The sequence below is a fragment of the Gardnerella sp. c12Ub_1 genome, assembly GCF_055804375.1.
Map to the genome: position 1 here is coordinate 667070 of NZ_JANUZC010000001.1, position 23516 is coordinate 690585.

Below are 23516 nucleotides of genomic sequence, written 5' to 3' on the forward strand. Positions count from 1 at the left end.
AAACCAACGAAGATTTATGCAGATAGTTTAGAAGTGAGGAATAAAATGATTAAATTAAATGATTTGCTAAATCTCACAGAAGAACAGGCAGCAAATACAAAAATACGTTTTAATATGAATAATAGACATGATGATCCTATTAAGCTTTATCAAGATAATCGCGAGATAATTAACAAACAATGGCTTTACTGGAAGTATAGTAAGTCCCTATTCCAAGTTGGACAAATCGCAATATGTTTAGTACGCATGCCCAAAAACAAAGATCAATGGCTATTAACAACAATCGACACCGTCAGCAAAGATTTAAATGTAGACGAAAAAGGAATAGGCTATGAAGGAACTCCAATAAAGGAATATGAAAAATATTTTGGAAGAGTAATTGTAAAATTCCACAATGAACATGAACAATTAGTTAGATGGCTTAACAATCTTAAAAGCGACTTAGAAGTTTCTCAAATTCTACCAGACACATTCAGAGATGATAGTTTTCCTGGATACGACAATGTTAAACTTTCATATTCAGATCTAAAACGCATTGTTAAAAACAGTTATAATGATTGGATTGCAGCCCTAAGCAATCAAAAGGCAGTATATCTAATAACAGATACGAATACTGGTAAATTGTATGTTGGCTCTGCAACTTCAAAAAATGAAATGCTACTAAAACGCTGGAAGGACTATTTAGAAACTGGTCATGGTGGAAATAAAGAACTTATAAAACTAGTTGAAGCTGAGGGAATCGAATATATTGAAAAACATTTCCAATATTCAATTCTTGAAAACTATAATGCGAAAGTTGAAGATGATTTTGTTCGAGGCAGAGAATCATGGTGGAAAGAAGTATTAAAAAGTAACGTTTTTGGCTATAACGACAATTAATTTAAATAATCATTAAAAATAAGCTTCACCAATACAATATCAAAAGATTAGTATTCAGCGCATGAAAAAACTATGTTAGTGTAAAAACTATGTTAGTTTAAAAATGCGCGGCATAAGACTACAAAAAAGTGGTCACTATCCACGCAGCCAAAGATGACTGCAAGATAGTGACCACTAACATATTGAGTAAATAATAATTACTCTTTAACCATAAGGCTACGAGCAATGTAAACTACTAAGCCAATAAAGGCTACAATAGCGCCCATCATAAGCAAGTTAGAATAACCTGCACCTAAGCCTTGGATTCCAGCAAAAGAGAATCCTTTTAGCAAGTTTCCGCCAAAGAAACCGCTGAAAATGGAAATACCGATTGATGCTGTAACATTCATAACTAAATCGTTCATACCGCATCCACGACCCGATTCTTCAACAGGCAATGCGCTAAGAACCGTTGAAACGATTGGCGAATACATAAGTCCGCAACCAGCGTAGTAAACGCATGCGCACAAAGTTAGAACAAGGAATCCGCAATTGATGAATACAGCAGCTCCAACCCATCCAAGAATCATAAGAACAGCAGCTATAATAATGCCAGCTTTACGTCCAATGAAACCGATAATTGTTCCAGAGCATGTTCCAAACACTGCTGCTACAACGAATGCCCATACAAGGTAGGAAGAAACTGCCTCAGTGCTCATATGATACAAAGCTCCACCAATAACATTGTAAATTGGAGGCATGCAATAGTTAGTAAAGTAGAAGATGAATATTAAGACAATGCCCGAAAGCCAACGCTTATTCTTAAAGAATGCAGGAGTTACAAACGGGTTCTTTGCCTTCATAATATAACCAGCAAACACAACAAACAGCACGATGGATCCAAGCAACAATCCCCATGCCTTGTACGAGAAGAACAAAGTCAGCAATGCAACAGCAATACCAAACACTGTAAAGCCAAGCTTATCTATCTTTCCACCAATACCGTTCTTTGTAGGCAAGAACTTAACAAGAACTGGCAAGAACAGAATGGTAATTGCAGGAATCAAGAACAAATACTGCCAAGCAATAGAGCTAAGAGCACCAGCGGCAAAAACGCCAATAGAAGCAGAAAGCTGATATGCTGCAGTAAAGAGTCCAAAGAAAATTACCTTAAGATCGTTGCGCAAATACTTAGTTGCAATAACAAGGAATGAAGAACCTGCTACTTGCTCGCCAGCTGTTTGTAAAATACGCGCAATAATAACAGTCCACAAGTTTGGAGTGAAGAAGAAGTTTGCAATAAAACCAAACAACGATCCAACAAACAATGTTACAAGTCCGATTGTTATGAGTCTACGAAGCGACACAAAGTCACCCAAAGAGCCGTAAATAAAGCACACAATGCCTAAAACAATAATTGGCAAACTCGTAATAAGAGAAGCCTGATTAGGAGCACCAACAGCTTTACCAATCTGATCGAATACCAGATTAAATCCTTGCAAACACAATGTTCCAAGAATAAAGGTTATAAGAAGTAAAATTAGCGAGTAAATCGCCACTTTGTCGCGGGTTTTTGGATCCTCGTATGGGTCTACCGCGCTAGATTTTGCAATCTCAGTCATAATAATCCAATCAATTAATATTTTTAGTTTTTACATTGGCAAATAAGACACGTCGCATATTGCAGAAAATGTTGCGATTTGCGGCGTGTCGAACAACAAAAAACGGAGCTAAAACGGAATTAAAACGCGTAAAATCCGCACTCAGCCAGCGATTTTTGCCAAGCCAGAAATGCGCGTCATAAACTCGTTCAAGAATCGTGGAACATCAACACCAACAGCAACTTGCATTGTCTTAACAGGGTCATTCAAGCGCGTAACATCACCAATTGTGCGTCCACGAGTTGGGCCTTCAACATCAACTTGCATATTGATTGGAAGCGTTGTAACAAGTGTTGGATCCACAGCTACAGCCACTGCCAAAGGATCATGCAAACCGCATCCGCCAAGGTGTGGAGCCGTTGTCTCATATGCCTTAATGTAAAAGTCGGTCATATCTGCAAGGAACTTGCCAGCCTTTGTACCAAGGTCACGCCACTGCTTTGTCTCCTTGTAGGTAAGTAAAGTCTGTAAAGTAACATCCAAACCAATCATTGTTACTGGAGCACCAGAGCGGAATAGTACATCTGCAGCATCTGGGTCTTGAGATATATTCGCTTCGGTCCAAGCGTTTACGTTTCCATGAATAGTAAGCGCGCCGCCCATAAGAACAATCTTTCCGATTTCGTCCTTGATTTCTGGAGCTTTCTTCAACGCAGCAGCAATATTTGTCATTGGTCCTGTTGGAACATACACCAAGTCCTTGCCATATTTCTTTACAGAATCGATAATAAAATCAACAGCTGATTCATCTTCTGCTTTGCGTGCAGAATCTGGAATCTCAACATCGCCAATTCCGTTATCTCCGTGAATAAATGCAGAAATTGGAAGAACTTCAAACGAATCTTTTGTGCTTGCGTGCGAAAGTCCCTTATAAACTTTTACTTCTGGATGCCCAAGTAAGTCTGTGATTGCAAGCGCGTTACGAACACCTTGCTCCATTAAAACGTTGCCATACGTACCAGTTATGCCAATAAGCTCCATTTCTGGGCTTCCAAGAGCATAAGATATAGCGAGAGTATCGTCAACACCAGTATCAAGATCAAGAATCAGCTTCTTCACTTGAGTTACCTCCCTTTGTGTATTTGGCATGATATTACAGTCGTTGTAAATCATGGATTGCGCGAATATTTTCAAAATTATTCAAATGCAACCAAGCAAAAATTTTATTATCATAATTTTGAAAATCAACATTACAATTGGATAATTTTAGATATATCATTGTTTCTTTATTGTGCAATAGTTTGCGATTTTTGTTATAAAATGTTTCAATTGCCAACAAAAGTTAAATTAAATAAACAAACGTTTAAATTATGCTTAGAAACTAGCATTCAAACATAAACATTCAGATATAACAATATAAAAAAATTTGCGAAAAATGTTAAAAAATAATCAAAGAAAAACCTAAAAATAAATCGCGCGACACGCCACCACAGCACATCACGCGATTTTAATAGTCAACACAAACTAAACGCAAAAACCTACAGTCTAGGCAAGTATTTCTCTAGCTCGTAAGGCGTTACTTGGCGACGATACTCTTCCCACTCTTTGTGCTTATTGCGCAAGAAGTATTCAAACGCATGCTCACCGAGTACGCTAGCTACAAAATCAGACTTCTCCATAATCTTCAAAGCTTCATCCAAAGACTCAGGAAGAGGCTGAATTCCCATAGCTTGACGCTCAGCATCTGTAAGCTCCCAAACGTCGTCGCTAGTAGGATCACACAAAGTCATTTGCTTTTCAATGCCATCTAAACCAGCAGCCAACAAAACAGAGTATGCAAGATATGGATTCGCCACAGGGTCGAGCGCGCGAAACTCCATACGGCAAGAATTGCCTTTGCCTGGCTTATATTGAGGCACACGCAAAAGCGCAGAACGGTTGCTATGACCCCAGCAAACATAGCTAGGAGCTTCCGCTCCACCCCACAAGCGCTTGTAAGAATTAACGTATTGATCTGTAACAGCGCAAATTTCTGCAGCATGATGCAAAATACCAGCCGCAAATTGGCGCGCAATAAGAGACATATTAAACTCTTGACCAGCCTCGTAGAAAGCGTTGGAATCTCCTTCAAACAGGCTTAAATGCGTGTGCATACCAGAACCAGGCTGATCTGTAAGCGGCTTAGGCATAAAGCTGGCATACATTCCGCGCTCAAGAGAAATCTCCTTAACAACAGTGCGGAAAGTCATAATGTTATCTGCAGTAGTAAGAGCGTCTGCATATCTTAAGTCAATCTCGTTTTGACCAGGACCGCCTTCGTGGTGAGAATACTCAACAGAAATACCCATCTGTTCAAGCATACTCACAGCACTACGACGAAAGTCCATTGCCGAACTTCTTGGAACGTGGTCAAAATACCCACCTTCATCAATAGGAACAGGCGCCTTAGACCAATCATCTTGCGCTTCAAATAAGTAAAACTCAATTTCTGGATGAACGTAAAAAGTAAAGCCTTTTTCTTTAGCTTTTGCGAGCGCAGTTTTAAGAACGTGACGCGGATCTCCAAGAGACGGCTCCCCATCTGGCGTTAAAACGTCGCAAAACATGCGCGCCGTGCCTTCTGGACCGCCATGCCATGGCAAAAGTTGGAAAGTCGAAGGATCTGGCTTAACAATCATATCGTCTTCTAAAACGCGAGTCATGCCTTCAATCGCAGAACCGTCAAAGCCAATACCCTCTTCAAACGCAGCTTCAAGCTCTGCTGGAGCAATAGCAACCGATTTAAGTGTTCCAAGAACATCCGTGAACCATAGTCGAATAAAACGAACGTCACGCTCTTCAACTGTACGCAAAGCGAATTCTTGCTGTCTATCCATATCTACAGTCCAATCAATTTAAGTGTGTAACTATGTGTTTTTCTCTCATACTCTTTAACTAATATTTAAGAGACTAATTATTATATTATCTCTTACTTTTCGCTTTTATTTAGCTTTATGAGCATGAATTTACTTATTTTTAATGTAACAATCTAATAGCAATCTAGTAGCAATCTATTTAACATAGACTACATCTTTTTGCCATATTTATAAAAAATCTCTTTGGCTTGATCATCGCTTAAATCATCTGTACTTGTAACTTCAATCCCAGATTCTTTAAGATCTTTAACACTTGAGTAACAAATCATAAGATCTTCAACACATCTAGCAGCCATTGCAAGAATCATAGGAGGAACAACGTCTAAAACGCCTCGATTGTATTCATAAACTTTTGCATCAATCTTATTAGCGCGATTTACCATTAGAACAGCAGGCATTCCACGAAAATAGTCGGTAAATTTTTTAACTGATTTTTCTGGATTGTCTTCGTCTAAATCACGTAAAACTGCGACTCCACCATTTTCGTCGTTAAAACAATCCGCATTAACTCCAGCCATTTTGCAAAAAGATGCAAGAAGCTCTCCTGGCTCTATAGCTGTTAAGAACAGCGCGCACTTTGCCTTTTTTCCAAGCAAACCTTGCAAATCTTCTTCAAAATCCGCTTGCTCAATCTTTTTTACAGCATCATCGATTGAATCACGATTTTGCTCTTCGCTAAACTCTTTTTCAAAACCAAGCAATGCGTCTTCCAGCTCTTTATCGGTAAAAGAAGTACGAACATCGTTAGAATCATTAGAACCAACGCCATTATTGCCATTAACGCCATTATTATTATCGCTAACGTTATTGTTTTTACTCAAATCGTCGTTATCTTTACACATATCTTTTACCTTCTAAATTAAAAAGCCTTGCTTTACTTGTTTTTACTTATCTTCACTTATCTTTACTTATAACTACCACTTCTTAAAACGCTTAAAATCACTCTAAATCACTCTAAGAATATTTTACGCGATTAGCTTATTTTAGGCGCTTATTTTAAGCACTTGGCAAGCAAGCTGGGCCAAACAATATTTTTAGCTCTGCAAAAAGTGACGTATCTCGCTTGACTCTAAATCTATCTCCAAAAGATAAGACTTTTGCGCACCCCTTAGAGTCAATCAAAGCAAGATTTACTTCACAACAACCGGGATGCCTTGTAACAATGTTTTCAAGCTCTTTTATACGAGACTTTTCTAGCGCTTGCAAAGGCAAAACAATAGTTACAGGTTGAGCGTCTTCTGCCTCTAAGCTTGGAACTTCAAAATCCGTAGCTCTTAAAGAAACAGTTTCGTCTCGAACTTCTACCTGGCCCCTAATTCGCACAACTTGATCAATCGCAAGTTCTGCAGCAGAAGACTCGTAAACTTTGCCAAAGAACATGCATTGTATTGAGCTTTCCATGTCTTCAATAGTTACAATCGCCCAAGCATTACCTTTTTTAGACACTCGCCTATCTACGCTAGTAACAAGTCCTGCAAGAGTTACTTGTTGATTTTCGCTCATAGTTCTAGCACGGTTTAGAAGCTGCGCAATCGACATTTCTCTAAGACCAGCCAAAACAGCAGAAAGTCCACTCAAAGGGTGATCCGAAACATAAAGTCCAAGCATTTCTCGCTCAAAGTTTAGCTTCGTTTTTTTATCCCACTCTTCAACATCTGGAATATTGATTTGTGCATCTCCAAGCTCATTACTTGAATCATCCAAATCGGCAAAAAGGTCAAATTGGCCACCTGCCTGCTTTCGCTTAATAGAAATAACTGAGTCAATTAGTGGATTATAAACTTCAAAAAGTGCTCGCCTACAAGTGCTAATTGAGTCAAAAGCACCAGATTTAATAAGCGATTCAACAAGTCTGCGATTCAGAGATTCAAACGATACGCGATTTACAAAATCCTTAAAATCAACGAATTTTCCGCGCTCGCTTTCCCTCTCGCTAATAATATCGTTAACTGCTTTATCTCCAACGTTTCGTACAGCTCCAAGGCCAAAGCGCACAACATCTCCAACTGCAGAATATTCAAGAACCGACTCATTAATATCTGGTTGCAAAACGCGAATACCCATGCGCCTTGCTTCGCCTAAGTAGAGTGCTGTCTTATCTTTATTAGTGCGCTCGTTTTGAAGCAATGCAGCCATAAATTCCACAGGATAATGCGTTTTTAAGTAAGCAGTCCAATAAGAAATCAAACCGTATGCAGCCGAGTGAGCCTTATTAAACGCGTAACCCGAGAATGGAACCAGAACATCCCAAACAGCTTGGGCAGCTTCTTCTGAATAACCATGTTCCTTCATGCCTTTAAAGAACGGTATTTTCTCTTTAGCTAGCACTTCTGGCTTCTTTTTACCCATGGCTCTACGCAAAACATCTGCCTTGCCAAGGCTGTATCCAGCTAAAATACGAGCAGCCGACTGCACCTGCTCTTGGTACACAATCAAACCATAAGTTTCTCCAAGAACATCTTTTAGTGGCTCCGCAACCTCTGGATGAATAGGCGTAATATCTTGCAAACCGTTCTTACGCTTAGCATAATTGGTGTGCGAATCCATATCCATAGGACCTGGTCTGTAAAGCGCAATCAAAGCAGAAATATCGTTAAAGTTATCTGGTTTTAGAGTGCGAAGAAGCGCACGCATACCGTCGGAATCAAGCTGGAAAACGCCTAAAGTATCTCCTCTTGCAAGAAGCTGATATGTTTCTTTATCGTCAAGCGGAATTTTAGTATAGTCAATAGGCTCTTTTCCATTATTTTCAACGTTTTTAAGAGTATCTCTAATAACTGTTAAATTAGAAAGACCCAAAAAATCCATCTTAACTAAGCCAAGCGTTTCGCAAGTGTGATACTCAAAGGTAGTTGTAATCGTGCCATCAGTGCGCTCCAACAGAGGAGATGTGTCTGTAATAGGCTCCGAACCCATAATCGTTGCACAAGCATGTACACCCGTTTGGCGAATCAGACCCTCAATACCCTTTGCTTCTTCTGTAATTCGCTTTGTATCTGGGTCGCTATCATACATCTCGCGAAACTCGCGAGCTTCCGCATAACGCTTTGACTTTTCGTCAAAAATATCGTGGAAACTCATATCTTTGCCGTTTTTTGGAGGCGGCAAAATCTTTGTAATTTTTTCTCCAACAGAAAACTCATAGCCCATTATTCGAGCAGAATCTTTAAGTGCTTGTTTTGTTTTAATTGTGCCATAAATCACGCATTGCGCTACTTTATCTTTTCCATATTTTTCGCCAACATATTCCAAAACTTTGGCTCTACCTTCTGGGTCAAAGTCAACGTCAATATCTGGCAAAGATACGCGCTCTGGGTTTAAGAATCGTTCAAAAATCAAGCCATGCTTCATTGGATCTAGTTCTGTAATGCCCATTGCATACGCAACCATTGCGCCTGCTGCACTTCCTCGGCCAGGGCCAACCATAACCCCATGCTCTTTTGCCCAATTAATATAGTCTGCAACAACTAAAAAGTAGCCACAAAATTGCATTTGGCATATAACGCCGCACTCGTAGTCTGCTTGTTTTAAGACTTCAATAGGAACGTTATTGTTATATCTGCGCTCTAATCCTTCTTCGACTTTTTTAAGAAATAGCGAAGTCTCATCCCAACCTTTAGGGCAGTCAAATTGCGGCATAAAAGCGCCATCTTCGCCGTCATCAAACATAACATTGCATCGGCGAGCAATCTCAAGAGTATTATCGCAAGCTTCTGGAAACTCCTTAAAAAGCTCACGCATTTGCTCAGCAGACTTCAAATAATAGCCAGAACCGTCAAACTTAAAACGATCTGGATCATCTAAGCGAGATCCAGAATTAATACAAAGCATTGCATCTTGCGCTTCGCGATCTTCTTCGTGCACATAGTGCAAATCGTTTGTAGCAAGAAGTGGAGCATTCAACTTTTTAGCAATCTCGAGCAAATCTTTTGTAACTCGTGTTTCAATAGAAAGCCCGTGATTCATAAGCTCAATAAAGAAATTATCTCGACCAAAAATATCTTGGAACTCGCCTGCAGCGCGTAAAGCCTCATCAAATTGACCTAGACGAAGACGCGTTTGAATAATTCCAGATGGGCATCCAGAAGACGCTATAACGCCTTTAGAATACGTTGAAAGCACATCTTTATCCATTCGAGGATATCGCATAACGCGACCTTCCAAATTGGCTATAGACGATGCTTTAAGTAAATTTGTTAAGCCTTCATCATCTTCGGCCCACATTGTCATGTGAGTAATCAAACCACCGCCAGAAACATCGTCGCTTCTTTGCGCTTCCGTTCCCCAATGAACTCGGCTTTTGTCTTGTCTGGCTGTTTCTGGAGTCACATAAGCTTCGATTCCAATAATCGGCTTAATCCCAGCTTTTACAGCCGTGCTCCACATCTCGTATGCTCCATGCATATTGCCGTGGTCTGTAATCGCAATAGCTGGCATACCCAATTCTTTTGCACTCGCAACTAGGTCTGGTATCTTTGAAGCACCATCCAAAAGCGAATAATGCGTGTGATTATGCAAATGTACGAAGTTTGTTTCTGGCCTAGTCATGCTTGCTATTTTATAGATGCAATATGACCTGCTTTGCTAAATATGCTCGCTTTTATAGTTGCCGCACGGCTTGTAAAGCGTGTTGCAAATCTAGCGGATACTCCGATTCAAGCTTAACTAATTTTCCTGTTCTAGGATGCTTAAATTCTAGCTTAGTTGAGTGAAGCCATTGGCGTTGTAACTCTAGTTTTTCCGCGAGTTTTGGGTTTGCTCCATACATTTTATCCGCCACTAACGGATGGCCAATCGAAGAAAAATGCACGCGTATTTGGTGAGTTCTACCCGTCTCTAAATTTACGCTAACTAAAGTTGCAATTCCAAAGCGCTCCAAAACATCCCAATGTGTTACAGCTGGCTTGCCATTTTTTGTTACAGTAAACCTAAAGTCAGATACTTTCGACCTTCCAATCGGAGCTTCAATAGTCGCTTTGTTTTGCTCCAAATTTCCTTGCACTAATGCCGTATAAGTTTTTGAAACACTATGACTAGCAAATTGCTGCTTCATCTTTTCGTAAGCAAAATCCGTTTTGCAAACGAGCATAAGGCCGCTTGTTCCAACGTCTAACCTGCTTACGATTCCTTTGCGTGATTCGTCGCAAAGCGTTGTGTTTATTCTAATCCCAGCAGCTTCTAGGCTTTCTGGAACAGTAGGCCCGTTCCACCCTTTTGCTGCGTGAGACGCCATTGCAACAGGCTTGTTTATTACTACAACATCGTCATCGTTGTATACGATTTCTAAATCGCACATAGCGGGCTGGCTTTGAAGATTACTGGAAGAATCGCAAGCACTAGCACAATCGCAATCGCAATCACTAACACAATCGTCTTCTTTATTTACAACAATCACATAAGACTCTTGCAAAATAGACGATTTTTGCGACTTTCTATTTAAGATTTTTGCTTTGCCACTATCGATTAGCGATATTGCGTTTGCACGCGATACTCCCATAAGCTTCGACAAGCACACGTCGAATCTGCATCCGGCAAATTGACTCGTAACAGTAAAACGAATATCACTCATCAGCGCGCTCTATAAGAGGAATCCCAATCAAAATAAGGCATATAACTGCGATTCCTGCAAACATAAGCTCAATATCTGCCACATTTCCAACGGACCATCCGTAGTTTATAAAATCTACGACTTTTCCGTTCAAAAATCCTTGAGCATATTGCGCTCTATCAATAAGATTTCCAAAAGCTCCAGCAAAAGCTAAAGCAAGCGCAATAGTCCAATATAAGGATTTTGTGTGCTTAATAACAGCAATCATAGCAGCGCACGCAGCGCACGCTAACACGCTAATAACCCAAGTAAAAGAAGATCCTAAGCCAAAAGATGCTCCAGGATTCCTAACAAGAGTAAAAGAGAGCAAGTGTGGAAAAATATCAATGTTTTTTCCGCCACTAAGCGCTGCTAAAGCCCAAACTTTTGTTACTCGGTCTAAAACCACGCCAATAAAAGCAATCAGTGCAAAAACGGCTGCGCGATTACGCAGCCGTTCTACACGCACATAACTATGCGTCAATGTATTTTCCAATCTAAAGGGATTTAGTAAATACTACTAGCAAATTTTAGTAAATACTACTTATCCTGCTTATCTTGATTTTCCATAGATGTATACGTGTTTTCGTCGGAAACTTGAGCAACAAGCTGACCCAAGAAGTCGGTCAAGCGAGTACGATACTCAGTTTCAAACTGCTTAAGGCTTTGAATGTTTCCTTCAATAACCTTAGTTTGCTTCTCGAGATTCTCACGTACTTGGCGAGCATATGCGTCTGCAGAAGTACGAGTAGTGGAATCGTAATCCGCAGCTCTATGCTGAACTTCTGCTTCGTATTGATCAGCTTGATCGTGAGTTTGCTTGGAGTAGTCATCCGCAGCTTGACGAACCTTGCCAGAGTAAGCGTCTGCCTCGTTGTGAGCGCGAGCCGCATAAGCATCGGCATCTCCACGAGTACGCACCGAATAATCGTCAGCATCCCCGCGAGTCTGCTTATTGTATTCATCCGCCTCGGTGCGCGTGCGACCAGAGTATTCGTCTGCTTTAGCAACTATATCGTTGTAGCGAGCTTGGCTTTCTTCTACAATCTGCTGAGCCTTTGCCTTGCCCTTGTCTACGTATTGATCATGCAATTGCATTGCAAGAGTCAACATTGCAGTAGCACGCTCTGGCTCCGAACCTTGAGCTTCCGCACCCGCGCCTGCAATCTTTTGCAAGCTACCAGTCTCCGTGCTTGGTTCCATCTTAGAAACCTGCTCGCGAAGCTGTTCTTCTCGCTTATGCGATTCTTCAAGCTGCTTGTTAAGATCTTGAACCTTAGCATTTTCTTGCTGAGTTACAACAAGCTGCTGGCGAACCTCTTCTAGCTCACGACCCAAGTTTTCGCTGCTTGCACGGAAGTCATCGCGCTCGCGCGTAACGTTTTCAAGCTCTTCTTGAATCTTCTTATCAGCATCTGCCTTAGCATTATCTGCATTTGCAGCTTGAGCGGTAAGCTGATCTACTTGAGCACCCAATCCATCCAGTTGCTCCTTAAGCTGCTGATTTTGCTCGCTCAATGCACGGTTGTTTTCTTCAGCTTCCTTAAGCTTTGCTGCAAGATCGTTATCACTCTTGCTTGCATTGCTGGATGCTTCTCGCAAATCATTATTTTCTTTAGTTAAAGATTCAACCTGATTTGTTAAGTCTGCAATCTTATTGTTTAAGCTAGCAACATCAGCGCCAAGAGACTGCGTAGAAGCCCCAAGTCCTTGCACGGCCTGCTGACCAAGCGCTTCGATTGTTTCTGTAACCTGATCTAAAAAGTCATCAACTTCGTCAACGTCATAGCCTCCCTTGAATCTAACGATCTGGAAGGTATGCTCGCGAATGTCTTTAGGCGTTAACAGAGCCATAATGCATTACACCTCACTTTTGGGCGCGCAGCCCTTTTGATATATCTCTTCGATGCTATCACGTCCATAGAAAAAATTGTGTAAAAAGCAATTATTTTTTACGAAATCTGCCAATATTTTATTATTCAGACTTATGTTGAGTAAATGTTAAGTAAATAATGCTGATTAAATAACGTGATTAATAGATAATAATACGAATATCATTTAAGAATAGTAGCGATTGCGCGCATATAGTAAACATTCTTAATGTCTTAATAAAAAATCTTAATAAATCATAGATAAAAGCATTTGTAAAACAATTATCAAAAAGTAAACAACCATAAAACTTACGTCTAAACTTATGTTACCAAGCCTTACAGGTGGTATGAATCTACGCGCAAATCTTAAAAGCGGTTCCGTTAAATAATATATAATTTGAGCAAATTTTCTAACAATCGCATTTGGCCTAAACGAATGAAATACGATTGGAATCCAGTCTAAAATTGCGCGAATAAATAGCACTGTTAAATATGCGCTTAGAAAAAGATTAATGATTAATATTAAGCTGTTAAAAATCATAAACTCACTTCCGTAAATAAACTTTCTTAAAACAATCACAAGTAAACAATCATCACAATAAAAGTTAAGAAGATTTTTGTTATTAGATAATTTTTATTCGATAATTGATATTAGATAATTTAAGGCAGAAATCTCAAAGAGACTCTGCCTTAAATCTAAATAACGCATAAAGCAAATGCTATAGAGCGGTCTTTGCTACTAAGCTTGTATCTTTACGAGAACAATTCTCTAGCAGAACCGCCATTAGGAGCGTCTTCAACCTTTATGTTTACTTGCGAAGGACTTAGAAGAAACACTCTTGGCGTTACTCGCTCAATAGACCCACGAACACCAAACACAACTCCAGCAGAAAAGTCAACAATGCGATACGCAACAGATTCACTAACACCAGTAAGATTCAAAACAACTGGAGTTCCATCTCTTAACGCACGCCCAACTAATTGAGCATCGTCATAAGACTTTGGATGAATCGTTGTAATGCGACTCATGCGGACTGCTCCAGCACGAGAAGAAGTGCCATTACCCAACTGCGATTCTGAATTATGCAGACTTATAGGAGCAACGTTGTGATCGTTGTCAAACGAAGTTTCTTGCGCTTGAGAATCAACGAAGTCATCGTCGTCTTGAACATCACTCATGCCTACGTAAGACATCATGTTCTTCATAAAGCCAGCCATTAAGCTGCCCTCCTATCGCTATGCTTAACGTAGAAAATCAGGAATATCCAATTCGTCTGGTTCATCTTGAGGCTTATCTTTAGAAGCCGATGCTTGGTAATTCTGGCTTGGTGCAACAGAATCAAACATGGAAGAAACAGGATGCGAAGATTCTTCAGCAACAACAGGCTTTGCGGAAGGCGCGACTGGAGTTGTTGACTGAGCTGGGGCAACAGAATCAACTCCTGCTTGCATATCTACAAAAGCACCAGCCTTATCGTCTTCCACCTTAGGGTGGGAATCAAAACCAGCGGCAATAACCGTAACACGGACTTCGTCTCCGTAAGAATCGTCCAAAGAAAGACCCCAAATAATCTGGGCTTCTGGATGAATCGCCTTGCGAACAAGTTCTGTTGCAGCACTTGCTTCTTGCAACTTCAAATCGCTTGGACCCGCAATGTTAATCAAAGCACCGTGAGCACCTTCAATGCTTTCTTCAAGCAATGGGGAGCTAATAGCAATTTCGGCAGCTTGAGTAGCTCTGTCTTCTCCCTTTGCAGCGCCAATTCCAAATAGCGCGGTTCCTGCACCACGCAAAACGGCGGTAACGTCCGAAAAATCAACATGAATATAAGAATTCATGGTAATCAAATCGGTAATACCTTGCACGCCTGCAAGCAATGCGGTATCTGCCGTCTTAAAAGCTTCAATAATTCCGATAGTTCGATCTGAAATTTCCAACAAACGATCGTTTGGAATAACAATCAAAGCATCGACTTCTTTACGAAGATTTTCAATACCAAGTTTTGCCGATGCAGCACGCTGAGGTCCTTCAAACCCGAAAGGACGCGTAACTACTGCGATTGTTAAGGCACCCTGCTGGTGTGCAGCTCGCGCAACTATTGGGCTTGCACCTGTACCAGTTCCGCCGCCCTCGCCGCAAGTTACGAACACCATATCGGCGCCCTTTAATGCTTCTTCAATGTCGGATTGATGATCTTGTGCAGCTTTTGCACCCTTTTCTGGATCAGCACCAGCACCGAGACCACGACTTGAAGCATCAGATAATGAAATCTTTACATCAGCGTCGGAACGCAACAAATCCTTAGCATCAGTGTTGATTGCTACGAATTCTACGTTCTGTAAACCCTCGGTGATCATTCGGTTGACGGCGTTACCACCGGCTCCACCGACGCCGACTACCTTGATTATGGTTTTGTCGTTGAAATTGTCAGTCTGGGCAATCTCGCTCACCGTTGTCTCCTGTCACTCACACGCACGTTTTACGCAATACTTTAGCGCAAAACGCTCGATAATGGCGACGTTTTACAAATAAAAACTTAAAAAATGTCACCGATTCGATAATACACCGTGCTATACGCAAATATTTAAGGCGTTTTACCAACAAAAGTTTTGAACATTAAGCAATAGCTTAGACGCCATTTTTAACAGCCGCTAAACCCTAGAAAACTCTAGAAAAACGCTAGTAGCTAGCATCCATCGGGTCATTGCCAAAAAGCTCTTTGCGCTCCTCGCTAGTGGTAATTCTTGAATCCAACCAGCCATATGGCAAATGAACTTTTTTAGCAAAACGAACTCGGCCGCGCGGCGTGTCTAAAACCTGCTCAGGAAGCTTAAGCGATAAATCCAATGCATCAATATTGCGTTGAACATCCTCAATAGACTCGCATTCCATAAAGCTTTTGCGAGTTCCTCCTCCAACTGGGAAGCCTTTCAAATACCACGCAATATGCTTTCGCAAGTCATGAACTGCCATTCGTTCGTCGCCATCATAAAAGTCAACAAGAAGCTCCAAATGCCTTAAAATCACTTTGCAAACTTCGCCAAGACTTGGATTAACGCGATTATCGCTGCCATTGCAAGCAGAACGAATATCAGCAAAAATCCAAGGACGCCCCTGGCATCCGCGGCCAATCGCAACGCCTGCACATCCTGTTTCTTTAAACATTGCAAGAGCGTCATCCGCGCCCCAAATATCTCCATTACCAAAAACAGGAATATCTAAAGCCTCTACAAGCTCGCTAATACGGCTCCAATCGGAATGGCCACCATAATATTCTGCAGTCGTACGCGCATGCAAAGTAACAGCCGCACAACCCTCTTCTTGCGCAATATGACCAGCTTGCATAAAAGTCTCGTGGTCTTCGTCAATTCCAACGCGGAATTTAGCTGTAACTGGGATTCCTGCTGGATTACACACGCTTACAACGCGATGCAAAATCTCTTGAAGCAAATCCGTTTTCCAAGGAAGAGCAGATCCGCCACCGCGCCTTGTAACTTTAGGAACTGGGCAGCCAAAGTTTAAGTCAACGTGATCTGCCATATTTTCGTCAACAACAATTCGAGCAGCTTGCTCCACAATTAAAGGATCCACTCCGTAAAGTTGCAAGGAGCGCACTTTTTCGCTAGGCGCAAAACGGCATAAACGCAAGGCTTTTGGATTTCTTGCGACTAGTGCGCGTGCAGTAATCATTTCTGCAACATACAAGCCATCTGGCCCGTACTCTCGGCAAATCACGCGAAAAGGCCAGTTAGTAATACCAGCCATTGGAGATAAAACAACAGGAGTTGCAATATGAATTTTCCCTAAATCCACTGGTTTAATAGAAAAATCCATATTGCTTTAACTCCATTCACTTTAATATTTTTGCTAGATATATTTTTGCTGGCGATTTTACGCGACTTTTCACTAGCGACTTTTTACTAAATACTTATTAGTACAATCCGCCAGCTTGAGCAATCTTTACAGGCTGCGACTCGTCAACGCCGCTTTCCTTAGAAACATCCACACCGCCGTCTGCAGCACGAGCTCCAACAATCTCTACAGGACCTTGCGGATACTTAACGCGCTTTTCGTTAATGCGGCTTGCTACGTAATCTGCAACCTTGTCTAAGGAAACACGCTCTTGTTGCATAGTGTCGCGCTCGCGGATTGTTACAGCATGATCTTCCAAAGTATCGAAGTCAACTGTTACACACAAAGGAGTACCAATCTCGTCTTCGCGGCGATAGCGGCGACCAATAGCACCAGCCTCATCGTAGTCAATAACCCAATCATGCTGTCGAAGATCCGCAGCCAAATCTTGAGCAACCGATTGCAATTCTGGCTTCTTGCTTAATGGCAAAACAGCAGCCTTAACAGGAGCCAAGCGAGGATCAAGTCTAAGAACCGTACGCTTATCCACTCCACCCTTAGTGTTTGGAGCTTCGTCAACATCGTAAGCATCAACCAAAAATGCCATAAGCGAGCGCGTAAGACCAGCAGCAGGCTCAATAACGTAAGGCACGTACTTTTCGCCAGTAGCCTGATTAAAGTAGCTCAAATCCTCGCCAGAATGCTTAGCGTGAGCAGACAAATCGTAGTCGGTACGGTTTGCAATTCCTTCAAGCTCTCCCCAGTCAGATCCTTGGAAGCCGAATTTGTATTCAATATCTACAGTGCGCTTGGAATAATGGCTTAGCTTCTCTTTAGGATGCTCATACATGCGCAAATTCTCTGGCTTTACGCCCAAATCAACATACCAATTTACGCGCGTATCAATCCAATACTGATGCCAAGCTTCGTCTGTTCCAGGCTCTACGAAGAACTCCATTTCCATCTGCTCAAACTCGCGAGTGCGGAAGATGAAGTTTCCAGGCGTAATCTCGTTACGGAAAGACTTACCAATATTCGCAATGCCAAATGGCGGCTTTTGACGAGTAGAAGTCATAACGTTCTTAAAATCAACAAAAATACCTTGCGCTGTTTCTGGTCGCAAATAATGCAAGCTGTTTTCGTCTTCTACTGGCCCCAAATGAGTGCGAAGCATCATGTTAAAATCGCGAGGCTCCGTCCAATTTCCGCGAGTTCCGCAATCTGGGCAAGCAATGTCTTTTAAGCCATTTTCTGGCATTTTATCGCCATGCTTTTCGGCATAAGATTCTTCGAGCTTATCCGCACGATGGCGCTTATGGCAATTCAAGCACTCAATAAGAGGATCGTTGAACACAGAAACGTGACCAGACGCAACCCAAACTTGAGAAGGCAAAATAACAGACGTATCTACGCCAACAACATCGCCACGAGTAGTGACCATATAACGCCACCATTCGCGCTTAATGTTATCTTTTAACGCAACGCCCAAAGGGCCATAATCCCACGCGGAGCGAGTTCCGCCGTAAATCTCTCCAGCTGGAAACACAAATCCACGACGCTTAGCCAGCGACACAACTTCATCAAGTTTTGAAACAGCCACAATACACCTTTTTCGTAAATCTAGAAAATTCGGGTGAAACGGTGTTTATTATAGAAAAACCCTGTGACGCTAACGCAACATATAAAGCTACATAAACATATAAAGCTACATATATAAGCTAAACGAATACAATAATGTATAAGCATAATTTTTCATACGCATTTGTATTTTGAAAGGACTTAAAATGAGCGAAAACAATGTTGAAAAGACTAATGATAACAAGACTCGCGATACTTGCGATACTTACAATAACAAAAATTCCCACAAAACTAATACAGTTGCAGCATTATGCATTGCTCCTAGCGGAGTTGGCGAAGAACTTAGCGAATACGTAGCAGATTGCGTTAAAGTGATTCGTGATTCTGGATTAAAAAACGAAACAAACGCAATGTTTACAAACATCGAAGGCGAATTCGACGACGTTATGCGCGTTGTAAAAGACGCAACTATGGTTCTTGTAGAAAAAGGCTACCGCACAGGCGTTATATTAAAACTAGACATTCGCCCTGGTTTTAGCGGCCAAATAGACGCAAAAGCTGCTCTTGTAGACAAGATTCTTGAAGAACGCGAAAACAAGTAATTTGTTAATAAATAATTTATAAATAAAACATAAAATAGAGCTAAATTGTAATAAGCACAATAAGAAAGCAGAAATTAATGCTGCAAATTAAATCAGTTAAGCAAATATTGTCCAACATAAAAGAAACTCAAGCAGATAGAGAAAAGAAGTATAAATACCTGCATCAGCATCCTGAATTATCTATGCAAGAAACGCATACAGCACAAGAAATCATAGATATTCTTACTAAAGATGGAATTGAAACAAAGCGAGTTGGCAAAACAGGCGTTGTGGCAGAGATTAAAAACGGCAAAGGTCCCATTGTTGCTATGCGAGCAGATATCGATGCTCTTCCTGTTACAGAAAATTCAGGAAAAGACTACGCTTCAACAGTTACAACACAAGATGAAAATGGTAAAACAGTTGGAGTTTCACACGCTTGCGGTCACGATTTTCATATTGCAAGTTTACTTGGAGCTTTACAAGCTTTTAACAATCATAAAGAAGCATGGCATGGAACCTACATTGGAGTGTTTCAACCAGGAGAAGAAACAGCTCAAGGCGCAAAAAGCTTGGTAGAAAATGGCATTACACGCATTATCCCAAAGCCAGATGTTTATCTTGGTCAGCATGTACTTGCAGCAATTCCTGCAGGAACAGTTGGTATTAAATCAGGAGCATTTTTAACTACCGCATCTTCAATTCGCGTACACATTTTTGGTAAAGGATCTCATGGATCTATGCCAGAATTAAGCGTTGACCCTGTGGTTTTAGCTTCGTCTATTGTGTTGAAATTGCAAACGATTGTATCTCGTGAAGTAGCTGCTAAAGATTACGCAATAGTTACAGTCGGCGCAATAAACGCTGGAAGTAAGTCAAACATTATTCCAGACGATGCGGAACTTTTGATTAATACTAGAACATACAGCGAAGATACTCAAAAATTTGTTCACTCTGCCATTGAGCGAATTGTGCGCGGAGAGTGCAATCTAGCACGATGCCCAAAGGAACCAGAATTTACATACTATGACCGCTATCCATTAACCAATAATGACGAAGCATCAGTTTATCGCGTGCGCGAAGCTTTCGACGAATATTTTGGTGAAAATTCTGTACAAATCAGCAAACAGTCTGCTTCTGAAGATTTTTCTATTGTTGCAAATGCTTTCAATACACCTTACGCATACTGGGGATTAGGTGGATTTGAAGACATGAAAAATGCTCCAGGAAACCACAATCCAGCTTTTGCTCCAGATTTGCAACCAACTCTAAATCGTGGACTTGAATCAGCCGTTGTTGCAGCTTGCGCATGGCTAGCTTGCGACTAATAAATTAATTCTACTAACAAATAAGTTTAAGCGGTTTTTACGCCACCAAACCTGCGGTCGCGATGCGCATAACGGTCAATTGACCTCCACAGCGCTTCGCGACCATAATCTGGGAAGAGTTCTGGCACAAAATCAAGCTCCGCATAAGACGCTTGCCAAGGCAAAAAGTTGCTTGTGCGCTGCTCTCCCGAAGTGCGAATCACAAGATCGCAATCTGGAATATCTGGATTATACAAGTGCTCCGCAATCATCTTCTCGCTAATGCGATCGCCCTTAATTTTGCCGCTTTTAACTTCCCTAGCAATTGCCGCGCAAGCGTCTGCGATTTCCGCGCGACCACCATAGTTTAAGCAAAAAACAACGTCAATTGTAGTATTATTTTTTGTGATTTCTTGAGCTTTTTCCAACTCGTCAATAACAGACTTCCACAATTTAGGCCGTCTTCCAGCCCAGCGCACGCGCACTCCCCACTCGTTCATTTGCGCAACTCTGCGGTGAATAATATCTCTAGAAAATCCCATCAAAAAATGCACTTCTTGAGGAGATCTCTTCCAATTTTCCGTAGAAAACGTGTACAAGCTCAAGTAGCGAACACCTGCTTCTATAGCACCTGCAATAGTGTCAAAAACCACTGGTTCCGCCGCTTTATGCCCTTCGGTGCGAATCATTCCGCGCTCTTTAGCCCAACGCCCATTGCCGTCCATAATCACGCCTACATGTCGAGGAACTTTGCCTTTAGGAAAATCTGGCACACGGCTAGGATCACTAAATGGAGCCGCTGGAATATTTAACGAAGTGTAATCAACGTTTTCAAAACTCATAGTTAAAATCTAACAACCCCATTGAACGAATAGCTAAAGCGTTTTGCAAAGCTAAATAAAAGCATGCAAAATCAAGTAAAAAATCCACTAAAATCCTCTATATTTCTCGCAAAATCTCTATTAAAGCGTTTAAGTATTGCTCTCCAAAGCAAGATTTGTACCATCTAGCATGATCTAAGAATCCAGTATCATAGCCCCAAATCTTAAAATCGTAAGATCCATTAGACTTTAAGTAATAGTCTACAAATTCTACGCATTGCTCGATTTGACTTACAGATAAAACAAGCGGAAGCAGCTCTTTTTCAACATCTGTTAATGGCCGAACGCTAGCATATCCTTGCAAAATTGCTTCTGCTAAGTCTGTTCTAAATGAATCTTTTTTGCCATTCGCAATATCTACCCATTGAATTGTGTTGCGTTCTAAAGTCATTGCCAAATCGTAGATTGCTGTGTTTTTATACGCCATTCCAAAGTCAAATACTGCGCTTGGAGAGCTATCTTTCCACATAAAATTAGATATATGCGGATCTCCATGAGTCCACTGCTTTTTTAGATTCACATACCCCAAATCGTAAATTTTTTTGCATGTTGGAGCAAATTCACTTAAATCTTTTACAAAATCACGATTCTGCTCTTTTAAGAATTTTGCTAAATCAGGTCTATTTTTTAACCAAACTTCTGCAGCTTTTTGCACATCTTCGCTTGCACAAAGACTAAATCTTGATTGAAAAGCGTTGATTTCCTTAGGATTTGGCTCGTCAAAACTTTGCGAAGCTAAGGCGATTTTTGCCATCATTACTCCAAGATTTTTGGCTTCTTCACACGTTTTAGGCGGATCCCAAGTGTACGCGTCTTTGTATCTATCTTCTCCGCTAGCTTTTAAAGTCACTTCGTAAGCGCAATCACCTATTACAAGAAGAGTGCCGTCTACGTAAATATTGCCAGAAGTATCGCCACAAATATCGCCAGCAGTATTCTTTTCTAAACCTAAAAACTCGCTATTTTTGTTAAAATACAAGTACTTTGGCGTGCTTATTTTATTTTTTAAAAGATGCTCAGCAAAACGATGATACGGCCTAATTGTGCTTGCTTGCCTAACTTTTGTGCTGCATCTTTTAATATAAACGTCTAAACTTTGCGATTTTTTTGGCGAATCATCTTTGTAATGCGCGCGAATCAATGAACCTGCAGCCATCGGGCGCAAACTATGGCTTAAAACGCAATCAGCTTCTAGCGGATTCTCTAAAAGAGAACACACAATATTTCCCTCATCTAAATCAACATTTGCCCATCTTTGAGCAACAATATCTAGCTGAGGGTCGTTGCTTTCGTTTTCCATATTCGCTCCAAATTATTTACTACAGGCTCATTGTTTTTCGCAGATTATTTGACACCAACTAGCTTATGCACGGTTGCTTGCGATTCAAGCACATGCTGGCCGACTATTCTGGCAAATACTCGTTTGTTACGCATCCGCTTTCTAGGCTCTTTAGCGCGCAATCAAGAGGCACGCTTAAGTGGCCATTTTCACCCATCCAACGAGTGTAGTTTTCCACCAAAGCCATGTCTGCTGTACCCCAACGACCATTCTTGTCGTACCAAGACGGAATCACTTCGTCTAGCGAGGCGCGCAAAGCCTCTGGGCTAATATGGCAAAGCGCATTTTGCAAAGCATCAACGCCAGCCTGCAGGTCTTTTCCTGCAAGTTCATAGCCCTTAACTGTTGCGCTTGCAAAGTTGCGTATTAATTGCGGATTTCGCTCAATCATCTCTTGGCGAGCGCAAACATAGTAAGAATGATGCGGAGCTACGCCAATAGAATCGAATGGAAGAACAACAACTTGGTCAAATGGAAGCGAACCCTGGTATGGCTCCCACCAAGCAACGTTAATAAACGCATCACACATTCCGCGTTCTACAGCTCGAATGTCTGGCTCCCATGGGCCTGGGTCAATTGTAATCAGCTTGCTAAAGTCACCTCCGTCGGCAGCAACAGCCTGCTGAAGCTCTGTGTATAAGCGCTTAACGCCCATAGGGATTACTACGCGCTTTCCTTCTAGATCTTTAAATCGCGTAATACCCGTGTTTTTATTTGTTATGATTCCGCCAATTTGCGATTGATTCATTACAGCAAATGACGTTAGCTTGTTTGCACCATTTTGATGAGCCAAAAGCTGATTTAAGCGAATAAGAGCTATATCTACTTCTCCACGCTCCAAGCATGCTGGAACATCTCCGCGCTCCGTATCTGTGCTTGTAAACTCTACATCTAATCCGTATTGTGCGTACAATCCGCGCTTTCTTGCAAGATACATACCTGCGTGATTCGTCCATGGATGCACATATTCAAGACGTACTCTTAGCATATTAACTCCTTTGTTTTATAGTGATTTGTGATTTTATTTTGACTTTTATTTGCGACTTTTGCGCGCTGCTAACTTGCGACTTTATTTGCCACTTTTATTTGCGACTTTACAAAAGTGGGCGAGGTAATTCCCCGCCCACAAATCAAATCTTACTAGC

At 41.2% G+C, this 23516-nt stretch carries 19 protein-coding genes; 3 read left to right on the top strand and 16 right to left on the bottom strand.

Features of this window, described 5'->3' with window-relative positions:
* The first annotated feature begins 45 nt into the window (after positions 1 to 45).
* Positions 46 to 879: a GIY-YIG nuclease family protein gene (locus tag NYP65_RS02680; protein ID WP_128813972.1), complete on the top strand. Its 834-nt coding sequence runs from the start codon at positions 46 to 48 to the stop codon at positions 877 to 879.
* Positions 880 to 1076: 197 nt separating this feature from the next.
* Here NYP65_RS02680 and NYP65_RS02685 read toward each other — a convergent pair whose 3' ends face one another.
* The 13 genes from NYP65_RS02685 to NYP65_RS02745 form a co-directional block, all read right to left on the bottom strand.
* On the bottom strand, positions 1077 to 2480 hold the full coding sequence (locus tag NYP65_RS02685) for an MFS transporter (RefSeq protein ID WP_102703007.1): 1404 nt from the start codon (positions 2478 to 2480) through the stop codon (positions 1077 to 1079).
* Between the two features lie 141 nt (positions 2481 to 2621).
* Positions 2622 to 3578 carry a nucleoside hydrolase gene (locus NYP65_RS02690; protein ID WP_004132582.1) on the bottom strand — a complete coding sequence of 319 codons (957 nt, stop codon included), beginning with the start codon at positions 3576 to 3578 and terminating at the stop codon, positions 2622 to 2624.
* 419 nt (positions 3579 to 3997) lie between these two features.
* Positions 3998 to 5335 (bottom strand): type I glutamate--ammonia ligase, encoded by a 1338-nt coding sequence (glnA, locus tag NYP65_RS02695; protein ID WP_004130324.1) that lies wholly within the window; start codon positions 5333 to 5335, stop codon positions 3998 to 4000.
* A 188-nt stretch (positions 5336 to 5523) separates the two neighbouring features.
* Positions 5524 to 6216 (bottom strand): hypothetical protein, encoded by a 693-nt coding sequence (locus NYP65_RS02700; RefSeq protein ID WP_004130326.1) that lies wholly within the window; start codon positions 6214 to 6216, stop codon positions 5524 to 5526.
* Positions 6217 to 6370: 154 nt separating this feature from the next.
* A complete protein-coding gene (dnaE, locus tag NYP65_RS02705) occupies positions 6371 to 9922 on the bottom strand; it encodes a DNA polymerase III subunit alpha (RefSeq protein WP_020758928.1) in 3552 nt (1183 codons plus the stop codon).
* Positions 9923 to 9974: 52 nt separating this feature from the next.
* Positions 9975 to 10943 carry an RluA family pseudouridine synthase gene (locus NYP65_RS02710; RefSeq protein WP_473410573.1) on the bottom strand — a complete coding sequence of 323 codons (969 nt, stop codon included), beginning with the start codon at positions 10941 to 10943 and terminating at the stop codon, positions 9975 to 9977.
* Positions 10936 to 11430 carry a signal peptidase II gene (locus tag NYP65_RS02715; protein WP_473410574.1) on the bottom strand — a complete coding sequence of 165 codons (495 nt, stop codon included), beginning with the start codon at positions 11428 to 11430 and terminating at the stop codon, positions 10936 to 10938. The genes NYP65_RS02710 and NYP65_RS02715 overlap by 8 nt, the downstream gene beginning before the upstream one ends.
* 71 nt (positions 11431 to 11501) lie before the next feature.
* On the bottom strand, positions 11502 to 12815 hold the full coding sequence (locus NYP65_RS02720) for a DivIVA domain-containing protein (protein WP_004132601.1): 1314 nt from the start codon (positions 12813 to 12815) through the stop codon (positions 11502 to 11504).
* Between the two features lie 264 nt (positions 12816 to 13079).
* Complete coding sequence (locus NYP65_RS02725) at positions 13080 to 13373, bottom strand: YggT family protein (RefSeq protein ID WP_004130342.1); 294 nt, start codon at positions 13371 to 13373, stop codon at positions 13080 to 13082.
* Between the two features lie 212 nt (positions 13374 to 13585).
* Positions 13586 to 14050, bottom strand: a complete 465-nt coding sequence (locus tag NYP65_RS02730) for a cell division protein SepF (RefSeq protein WP_004130343.1) — start codon at positions 14048 to 14050, stop codon at positions 13586 to 13588.
* Between the two features lie 24 nt (positions 14051 to 14074).
* Positions 14075 to 15283 carry a cell division protein FtsZ gene (gene ftsZ / locus NYP65_RS02735; RefSeq protein ID WP_016787376.1) on the bottom strand — a complete coding sequence of 403 codons (1209 nt, stop codon included), beginning with the start codon at positions 15281 to 15283 and terminating at the stop codon, positions 14075 to 14077.
* 229 nt (positions 15284 to 15512) lie between these two features.
* Complete coding sequence (gene dusB, locus NYP65_RS02740; protein ID WP_004130345.1) at positions 15513 to 16667, bottom strand: tRNA dihydrouridine synthase DusB; 1155 nt, start codon at positions 16665 to 16667, stop codon at positions 15513 to 15515.
* A gap of 97 nt (positions 16668 to 16764) precedes the next feature.
* On the bottom strand, positions 16765 to 18285 hold the full coding sequence (locus tag NYP65_RS02745) for a glycine--tRNA ligase (RefSeq protein ID WP_004130346.1): 1521 nt from the start codon (positions 18283 to 18285) through the stop codon (positions 16765 to 16767).
* Between the two features lie 184 nt (positions 18286 to 18469).
* Here NYP65_RS02745 and NYP65_RS02750 point away from each other — a divergent pair, with 184 nt between their 5' ends.
* Together NYP65_RS02750 and NYP65_RS02755 are read left to right on the top strand one after the other, a co-directional pair.
* Positions 18470 to 18865 carry an MTH1187 family thiamine-binding protein gene (locus NYP65_RS02750; RefSeq protein ID WP_346284099.1) on the top strand — a complete coding sequence of 132 codons (396 nt, stop codon included), beginning with the start codon at positions 18470 to 18472 and terminating at the stop codon, positions 18863 to 18865.
* A gap of 77 nt (positions 18866 to 18942) precedes the next feature.
* Positions 18943 to 20172 (top strand): M20 family metallopeptidase, encoded by a 1230-nt coding sequence (locus tag NYP65_RS02755; RefSeq protein ID WP_346284098.1) that lies wholly within the window; start codon positions 18943 to 18945, stop codon positions 20170 to 20172.
* A 26-nt stretch (positions 20173 to 20198) separates the two neighbouring features.
* Here NYP65_RS02755 and NYP65_RS02760 read toward each other — a convergent pair whose 3' ends face one another.
* The 3 genes from NYP65_RS02760 to NYP65_RS02770 all read right to left on the bottom strand — a co-directional run bounded on the left by NYP65_RS02760 (position 20199) and on the right by NYP65_RS02770 (position 23359).
* Complete coding sequence (locus NYP65_RS02760; protein ID WP_016635710.1) at positions 20199 to 20993, bottom strand: isoprenyl transferase; 795 nt, start codon at positions 20991 to 20993, stop codon at positions 20199 to 20201.
* 97 nt (positions 20994 to 21090) lie between these two features.
* Positions 21091 to 22332, bottom strand: a complete 1242-nt coding sequence (locus NYP65_RS02765) for a phosphotransferase enzyme family protein (RefSeq protein ID WP_473410575.1) — start codon at positions 22330 to 22332, stop codon at positions 21091 to 21093.
* Positions 22333 to 22435: 103 nt separating this feature from the next.
* Complete coding sequence (locus tag NYP65_RS02770; RefSeq protein ID WP_473410576.1) at positions 22436 to 23359, bottom strand: ABC transporter substrate-binding protein; 924 nt, start codon at positions 23357 to 23359, stop codon at positions 22436 to 22438.
* Between the last annotated feature and the right edge of the window lie 157 nt (positions 23360 to 23516).